The organism is Amycolatopsis azurea DSM 43854, assembly GCF_001995215.1.
Classification (GTDB): Bacteria; Actinomycetota; Actinomycetes; order Mycobacteriales; family Pseudonocardiaceae; genus Amycolatopsis; species Amycolatopsis azurea.
This window is the reverse complement of the sequence record NZ_MUXN01000016.1, coordinates 212,733-220,973: the sequence shown is the minus strand read 5'-3', so window position 1 is coordinate 220,973 and position 8,241 is coordinate 212,733. Positions and strand designations below refer to the sequence as shown.

Genomic DNA, 8,241 nt, shown 5'->3' with positions numbered 1-8,241 from the left:
GTTATACGTCGCCAGGATCCGCGCCGAGGACGGAGGCCGCCGCGTACCGCGACCGATGGAGACCGGCCGTGCGTCGCAGGGTGAACCGGTCGATCTCCGCGCCGTCGTTGCGCAGGGTGCGCACGGTCAGCGTGGTCCGGCGGCCGAACCAGGCGGGCTCGACGTCGATCGCGAGGAACGAGTACCCGGTGTAGCGCACACGGGACCACGGCACCGTTTCGGTCACCTTCTCGCCACCCTTGACCCAGTGGTAGGACTGGAACTCCCCTGCGAACGTGTCGGGTACCGGGAAGCTGTAGAGGCTCTTCCCGCCGCCACCGCAAGTCGCGTACACGGTGCCGTCGCGGTCCGGCTCGACGGTGTCGCCGATCTCGACCTCGCGCGTCACCTTCCCGCCGCGCAGGGCGTCGGTGCGCTCGTAGATGTGGTTGTGCCCGTTGATCACGAGGTCGACCTGGAACTCGTCGAACAGCGGGACCCACTGCTCGCGGACGCCGCCCTCGGACGCGTGCTGGTTGGTCGTCGAGTAAGCACAGTGGTGGAAGAACACCACGACGAAGTCGACGTCCGGTTGCGACCGCAGATAGCGCAGGCGCCGCTTGAGCCAGGCCGTCTGGGAGCCGCGCGAGTAGCCGAGGTTGGCGGGGATCTCGTAGGAGACGTCGTTGGCGTCGAGCGAGATCACCCCGACGTTGCCGTAGATGAAGGAGTACACACTGGGGCAGTCGTGCGGGCCGCCGCCGGGGAAGTCCCAGCGCTTGAGCTGGCCGCCGTAGCCGTCGGGCGAGTAGAGGGCCTCCATGTCGTGGTTGCCGGTGGTGACCATCCACGGCACCGACGCCGCGACACCCTCGATCTGGTTGTAGTAGGCATCCCATACCTTGGGGTCGAACAGGTCGTGATCCGCGTCGGGCTTGCTGCCGGGCGGCTTGCCCGCGCCACTCGGATCGGCGTAGGCGATGTCGCCCGCCAACAGGTGGAAGCGCGGGTTCTGCCGCGCGACGGCGCCGTCCTGCGCGAGCGCCGTCGTCGAGACCCCCTGGTCGCCGAACGCGGTGAAGGTGAACTTGCCCGCCGGGACGCCCCGGGCGGGCGCGGTGGTGAACGTCGAGATCGCGGCCGGACCGCCGTCGCCCGAAGCCGGGTCGAAACCCTCGTGCCCGACGGCGTACCGATAGGTGCGGCCGGGCCAGAGGTGATCGGCCTCGGCGTGCAGGTAGTACTGGTCGTACGGCGCGATGACCCCGGCGACCTCGGAATGCAGCGCGCGGACCTCGGCCGGGATCCGGTGACTCCAGCCGCCGTGGCCGTCGGCGATGCGCAGGAACGGCTTCCGCACCGGCGCCGGCACCTGCCACGCGACCCGCATCGACGTCCGCGGATTCCGGCCGAACGCGAGATGCCGCCCCGCCGGGACGACCTTGTCGCCGTCGGCGTACGCGGTTCCCTGAAGCAGCAACGGGCCCGCCGCGAGAGCGACGCCGGCCCCCTTGAGCATCGTGCGGCGGGTCAGGTACTCGTGTTGTTCGGCCATCGTCAGGCGCGAGGCCAGCGCGTCGGGAACACCGACCCTGGGGATTTCCATGCGCGCGATCCTCGCCGAGGGACATGTTCGGTTCGCGACGGTGAAACGAACGCGGGTGGTCCAGTTGCCCAGGGTGGACTCAAGGAGTGCCCAAGTGGTCTTTACCGTCGCGGTCGCGAGTGGGTCTCGCGAGTTGCGAGTGGGCTCGTAAGTGGCGATTCGCAGAATTAGCGGCGGTTTCACTCTTCAGTGTTGTCGACGCGAATTCATCGTTGCTTAAAATTACGAACACGTGTTCGATTTGTTCGGGTATTCTGGAGAGGTGTCCGAGACCTTCCTCCCCGAACTCCCGCAGGAGTTGTGGCGTGCTGGCAAGCTGGAGCTTGCGCATGGTGTGCAGCAGTTCTTGCAGGTGATGCGGGTGGCGTCCGCCGGGTTGGGGCGATACCTGGCGGAGATCGAGTCCCGGGGCGTCAAGGATTTGTTCGGGTATGGCAGCACGATCACGTGGTTTGCCGGTGTGGCGGGGCTTTCTCGCGGCGAGGCCCGGCCGGTGGTGAATCAGGCGATCGCATTGAACCCGACCCGCGCTTTGGATGGGAGTGCGGTTCCGGCTGTCGCACCCACCACAGGTGCCGTGGCCGCCGAGGGGCTGGTTGGGGCTGAGCGGGTCCAGCAGGTCCTGGAGATTCTCGCGAGGATTCCTGCTGACGCGTCGGTTGGGGATCGGGAGAGTGCGGAGAAGATTCTCGGCAACCTGGCTCGGGAGGCGGGTCCCCGGCAGTTGGCGGAGGCGGAGGCGAACCTGCTCGCTTGGCTCGACCCGGACGGGAACGAACCGAAGGATCCTGAGCCGAAGGAGCCGCGTCGCGAGGTCACCCTGGAGCGCCGTCGGGACGGGTTCTGGAAACTCACGGGTTTGCTCGACGACGAGTTAGGGGCTCGGACGGCGGCCGCTCTGGAGGCGTACGCGAAACCCCGCCCGGTGGACGAATTCGGCCAGGCTGATCTGCGCATGAAATGCGAACGCCAGGGCGACGCGTGGGCTGAACTTCTCGATCTGGCTATCGCGTGCCCGGACCAACCCGGCACCAGCGGCTACCGAACCCTCGTGCACGTGACCATCGGCCTGGACGAGCTCAAGACCGGGATCGGGAAGGCCTGCCTGGACTTTGTCGGCAGCATGACCGCGCGCGAGGCCCGCATGGCCGCCTGCGACTGCCTGATGCTGCCGGTCGTGATGAACGCCGCCGGAGAACCCCTCGACGTCGGACGACTACGACGGTTCGTCACCCCAGGCCAGCGACGGGCGCTCAACATCCGGGACCAGGGCTGCGCGTTCCCGGGGTGTCATCGAAGACCCAAGAATTGTCACGCTCACCATATTCATCACTGGGCAGACGGGGGACTTACCGATCTCCGGAACCTGGTGCTGCTGTGCGGTTTCCATCACCGGCTGATCCACCACGGAGACTGGCAAGCCCACATGGCCGCCGACGGGCTCCCCGAGTTCATCCCACCCCAATACCTGGACCCGCTACAACGAACCCGGCGCAACACCCTCCACCGCGCCTGACACCCCCTGCACCACCCGAGGAGCCCGCCACCCACACCGGCGACGGGCCCCTCACCATGCCCACGGACCGCACGGAAGCCCACCTGCCGCCTCGGTCGGGTGGGTCGTGAGTGTTTCGGGTCGTTCTAACGACACTTATCACTCACGACCACCTGTACCGACGCTTCACCCGCATGACCGGACCGATCACGCACGACTGTGTGGATTTCGGGTCATCCAACGTCCCAAAATCCACACAGTGCGTCGCCACCGGACCGATCACGACCGAAAGGCCGGCTCACGACCACCGTCCGCGAAGGCTTTAGCGCCTGTCCGCCTCCGCGGCGGCGAAGATGCCCGTTTCCAGGAAGATCCGCCACTCGGCGGGGGATCCGCTGTCCAGGGCACGCCGGGCGGCGGCCTGGACCTGGCTGCCGGCCCTCGCCCTCGTCCAGATCTCGCGGACCAACGGGCCTTCCTCGAGATACCTGGCGTATCCGGCCTCGATCCCGACGACAGCGGCGGCACGCACCTTGATGGCGTTCACCTTGTCCTTGGCGGCGGCCTCGAAGATGCCGGTGTCGATGAACGCCCGCCACTGCTCCGGCGTCCGGCTCAGGTAAGCCCGGTACCACACCTCCGAGTCCTGGGACACCAGGCCACCGGTCACGATCTGCTGCACGAACCACTCGTCCGTCAGCTGCGCGGCCAAGGCCGGGTCCATGCCGACGACGGCGGCGGCCTTCACTCGCGCGTCGCGAAGCTTCTTTTCAGCGGCTTCCTTCTCGGCCGCTTCCTTCGCCGCGTCCACGTCGCGCTGGTGCTCGACGAAGATGCCTCGGACGATGAAGTCCTTGTGCTCCGCCGGTGTTCCGCTGAAGACCGTGCCCGCGGCGGCCCTCACGAACGATCCCCTGGCGGCCCGTTCCCACAACGCGAAGACGAAGTTCTTGTCGTCCTGGGCCAGCAGGATCGAGGTCAGCTCGAAGCCGAGCAGCGCGGCGGCGGGCTGCCGTTCCGTGCGACGGGCCTGGTACAGCGCCTCCCGGTCCAGGTCACGCTGATGCGCCTCGTAGATCCCGGTCTGCAGGAACGACGAGGTCCACCCACGGTTGTAGGCGTCGAGCGCCGCGTACTGAACCTCCAGCGCGATCTCGCCTTGGCGCTTCGCGGCCTGGTAGATCGCGTAGACGAAGTCGCTCTCGCTCAGCCGCAGCAACTCCGGAGTGATCGTGAGCCCGACGACCGCGGCCGCGTTGGTGCGCACCTCGTCCGGCGTCTGCGCCACGGAAGACGAGGAACCGGCAGGAGCGGCGATCGCCGTCCCCGGGGCGACGACCCCGGTCGCCACGGTCAGCGCGGCGAGAACCGCGACGGAAGAGGACATGACCTTGCGAACTCTGGAATTTCCCCAGTTTGTCATAGGTAGAGGTTGTCACTTTTGTTCTGCTCGCCATCGTGGTCGAGCACGGGGAATCCCATACAGCACGACAACCCGGCGATCCCCCAGCCACCGAGGATATAGCCTCATGATCGACGAGCGTTACCGATTTTCCCGGCATTGCTCCGAATGCGAAACTAACGTTCACCCCGGATGGTTCGCCGCAGTTTCGGCACCCGCTCGTGCAGGGTCCGCTCCGCCCCGCGCTGCGTCGGTTCGTAGTAGTCCCGGCCGACCAGCTCGTCCGGCGGATACTGTTGCGCCAGAACGCCTTCCGGCACGTTGTGCGGGTACCGGTATCCCTTCGCGTTGCCGAGCTTCTCCGCTCCCGCGTAGTGCCCGTCGCGCAGATGCGGCGGCACCGTCCCGATCCGCCCGGACCGGACGTCGGACAGCGCGGCGTCGATCCCGGTGATGACGGCGTTCGACTTCGGCGCCGTCGCCAGGTGCACTGTCGCCTGCGCCAGCGCGAGACGGCCTTCCGGCATCCCGATGAACTGCACCGCGTGCGCCGCCGCGACGGCCGACTGCAACGCCGTCGGATCGGCCATGCCGATGTCCTCGCTCGCGTGCACGACCAGGCGCCGCGCCAGGAACCGCGGGTCCTCCCCCGCTTCGATCATCCGCGCCAGGTAGTGCAGCGCGGCGTCCACATCGGACCCGCGGATCGACTTGATGAACGCGCTGATGACGTCGTAGTGCTGATCGCCGTCCCGGTCGTACCGCACCGCCGCCTTGTCCACTGTGGACTCGACGATGGTGAGATCGATCGTCTTGGCCTCGGTCGCGCTCGCGGCGTCGGCGGCCGCTTCCAGCGCGGTCAGCGCGCGCCGCGCGTCACCGGAGGCCAGCCGCACCAGATGTGCCCGCGCGTCCTCGGTCAGGGTGAGTTCGCCGGCGAGACCGCGTTCGTCGGTCATCGCGCGCTCGATCAGCGAGACGATGTCGGTGTCGGTCAGCGGCCGCAGTTGCAGCACCAGCGACCGCGAGAGCAGCGGCGAGACGACCGAGAACGACGGGTTCTCCGTGGTGGCCGCCACCAGCAGCACCGTCCGGTCCTCGACGGCGCCGAGCAGGGCGTCCTGCTGGGTCTTGGAGAACCGGTGGACCTCGTCGATGAACAGGACGGTGTTCTCGGCGTTGTAGTTCCGGCGGCGCCGGGCCTCTTCGATGACCCCGCGCACTTCCTTCACCCCGGCCGACAGCGCCGACATCGCCACGAACCGGCGTCCGGTCGCGGCCGACACCAGGTTCGCCAGCGTGGTCTTGCCCGTTCCCGGCGGGCCGTAGAGCAGCACGGAAGCGGGCGCCGCGCCTTCGACGAGCCGACGCAGCGGCGCGCCCTCGCGCAGCAGGTGCTGCTGGCCGACGACCTCGCCGAGCGACCGCGGCCGCATCCGCACGGCCAGCGGCGACCCCGCCGGTACGGCGGTGTTTTTCCCGCCCCCCTCTCCGAGGGGCCCACCCCCCTTGGGATCCCTCGGCTCGGCCGGCTCCGGAGGCGGCCCGAGGTCGGGGTTCACGGTGAAGAGTTCGTCCTGTCCCACGGTGTCGACGGTAGCCGTAGCCACCGACGGTTCCGGCCACAGGTCAGCACAGCCGCTCCCGGAACGAGTGCCACATGATCACGGCCGCGTACGGCACGAACTCGCGGCCTCGCCGCCACACCCACGGGACGCCCTTGAGCACCAGCCAGCCGAGATGCCCGGCGGTGCTCGGCTCGACGCCTCCCGAGCAGGTCAGGCTGACCGGCCGCGGCACCGCGAACCCGGCCTCGGCGAGCCGTTCGGTGAACCCGGTCGCCAGCATCCGGTGCCCGAGTTCCGACGGGTGCAGCCGGTCGACGCTCCACGCGGTGAGGTCGTAGGCGCCCGGCAGCAGTTCGAGGTCGAGGCACGGCACGCCCTCGCGCTCGACGACGCCGTCGATGGCGGCGTTCAGTTCGGCCACCCGCTCGCTCAACGCCCGCCGCAGCGACTGCGGGAGGCGGAACACCTTGCCGTGGTCGTGGTAGCGCACCGGCACCACGGTGGTGCCCACGGCGGCCAGCGACCGGATCACCTCGGTGAGGTCCGCGGCGATCTTCTCGGCGCTGAAATCGGGACGCAGCGTGTCGTTCATGCCCGCCACCACCAGCGCGACGTCCGGCTGGTGCGCCACGGCCGCGGGAAGCTGCTTCGTGAGCACGCACCCCATGCGCGCTCCGGTGAACGACGGGTTCAGGTAGCCGTCCGGCTCGACGCCCAGGGCCTCGGCGACGAGCGGGCCGACCCCGCGCCAGCCGCCGCGGTTCGGCAACGGGTCACCCAGGCCCACGGCCGTGGAATCGCCGAGCACGACCAGTCTGCGAGCGGACCGGGGTACGGCCGGTGCAGGAGGAAGGAGAGGTTCGGGACTCGGAGTGACTTCGACACTGATCACGGTCACGGTAGACACCATCGGCCACGCAGACTCACCTGCGGTGATCCCTGGGTAACGCGGCGAGGACGGTCGAGCGAAAAGTCCGTGCGGCGGTTACCGGAACGCCGGGTAGAACGCGAGATCCGCGTGCGGCCCCAGCCTGGCCCCGAGCGCCGCGGCGACCCGGGTGGCGTGTTCGGAGATGTCCGTCAGGCGGGCACGCAGCGAATGCTTGGCCAGTTCCCGCCACCAGGTGACCAGGGCGGCCTCCCGGCTGATCGGCGTGGCATGCCGGTCCAGGTCCAGCTCCGGGAGGATCTCCCAGGTGATGACCCACAGCAGGAGCAGCTGGCCGTCCATCAGATGCTCGGCCAGCGCCTCCTCGTCCGCGAGCGCGGGCCAGACCGAGACGACCTCGGCCCGCCAGGCCGCGATCATCGCCTCGCTCATCCCCGGCGGCAGCGCCAGCGCGTCCGCGCTCGACGCGAACGGGAGCCGCAGGTACGCGGCGTCCATCAGGGTGCTGCGCACCCGGCCGCGTTCGAAGTCCAGGAACCGCACTCCGCTGCTGGTCACGAGGTTGTTGTCCGGGCTGAGGTCGACCGGGCTGAACGCGCGGTAGGACGGCGAACCCGCCCGCTCGGCGACCTCCATGACCCGCCGCTGCACCGGATCCGGCGTCTCGACGTCGAGCAGTTCCTCCAGCAGACCCGGAAGTTGCGCGCAGACCGCGGGCAGCGGCGCGTCCTCGTTCTTGACCGGGCCGCCGAGGCGGCGCAGCAGCGCGTTGAAATCGGGCTCGCGGCTCGCGGTGCTCGCGTGCAGCCTGCCCAGCGACCGGGCCCAGGACAGCAGCGCGCGTTCGGCGCCGCGCGCGTCACGGGCGTGGAGCTTGTCGTGCAGTGTCGGGACGCCGCCGAGGTCCTCGATCACCAGGACACGGGCCCGGCCGTCGTGCGCCAGCAGCTCCGGGCACATCCGGTCCTCCGGCGCGAGCGCGGTGAACAGCTGGTAGCTGACCGCTTCCTGCGCGAACGGGTCGGACCGGCCGGGCTCGGGTGGATCGGGGTAGTGCTTGATGACCAGGGTGCGCGGCAGCGCGAACGGCGACGACGCCACCCGCGCCCGCACGACCGTCGCCGGGCCACTGCCGGCGAGGTCTTCGGGGGCGACGAGGGTGATGGCGCTGCCGAAGCGGCGTGAAAGGACCGCCTCGCCGGCGGCGACCGCGGCCGCGACGGCGAGGGTTTCGGCTCCAGCTCCGACGGTCGAATCGTCGGCAGAGGAGGTATCGACTGTCATTACCACCGACCCTACTCG

Annotated in this window: 6 protein-coding genes; 1 reads left to right on the top strand and 5 read right to left on the bottom strand. The window is 69.2% G+C overall.

The genetic code is table 11. The features are described from left to right. Position 1 precedes the first annotated feature (1 nt). Positions 2-1,585: a purple acid phosphatase family protein gene (locus B0293_RS22125; RefSeq protein ID WP_005157166.1), complete on the bottom strand. Its 1,584-nt coding sequence runs from the start codon at positions 1,583-1,585 to the stop codon at positions 2-4. 262 nt (positions 1,586-1,847) lie between these two features. On the opposite strand from B0293_RS22125, the gene B0293_RS22120 reads away from it, so the two are divergent. After that, a complete protein-coding gene (locus B0293_RS22120; protein WP_077241361.1) occupies positions 1,848-3,101 on the top strand; it encodes an HNH endonuclease signature motif containing protein in 1,254 nt (417 codons plus the stop codon). Positions 3,102-3,402: 301 nt separating this feature from the next. Here the strand turns inward: B0293_RS22120 and B0293_RS22115 are convergent, their stop codons facing one another. The 4 genes from B0293_RS22115 to B0293_RS22100 form a co-directional block, all read right to left on the bottom strand. Further along, positions 3,403-4,467, bottom strand: coding sequence for an ALF repeat-containing protein (locus tag B0293_RS22115; protein WP_005157161.1), 1,065 nt, complete (start codon positions 4,465-4,467; stop codon positions 3,403-3,405). Between the two features lie 191 nt (positions 4,468-4,658). Continuing rightward, positions 4,659-6,068, bottom strand: a complete 1,410-nt coding sequence (locus B0293_RS22110) for a replication-associated recombination protein A (protein WP_039917857.1) — start codon at positions 6,066-6,068, stop codon at positions 4,659-4,661. 43 nt (positions 6,069-6,111) lie between these two features. Further along, the gene (locus B0293_RS22105; RefSeq protein ID WP_039917854.1) at positions 6,112-6,960 is read right to left on the bottom strand and encodes an SGNH/GDSL hydrolase family protein; all 849 of its coding nucleotides are present in this window, start codon (positions 6,958-6,960) and stop codon (positions 6,112-6,114) included. A gap of 75 nt (positions 6,961-7,035) precedes the next feature. Then, entirely contained in the window at positions 7,036-8,223 is a 1,188-nt protein-coding gene (locus B0293_RS22100; RefSeq protein ID WP_039917852.1) for a hypothetical protein, read from the bottom strand. Positions 8,224-8,241 lie beyond the last annotated feature (18 nt).

Coding starts and splice junctions, on each gene's coding strand:
- B0293_RS22105 (WP_039917854.1), bottom strand. CDS start 6,960: ATGGTGTCTACCGTGACCGTGATCAGTGTCGAAGTCACTCCGAGTCCC.
- B0293_RS22125 (WP_005157166.1), bottom strand. CDS start 1,585: ATGGAAATCCCCAGGGTCGGTGTTCCCGACGCGCTGGCCTCGCGCCTG.
- B0293_RS22100 (WP_039917852.1), bottom strand. CDS start 8,223: ATGACAGTCGATACCTCCTCTGCCGACGATTCGACCGTCGGAGCTGGA.
- B0293_RS22115 (WP_005157161.1), bottom strand. CDS start 4,467: ATGTCCTCTTCCGTCGCGGTTCTCGCCGCGCTGACCGTGGCGACCGGG.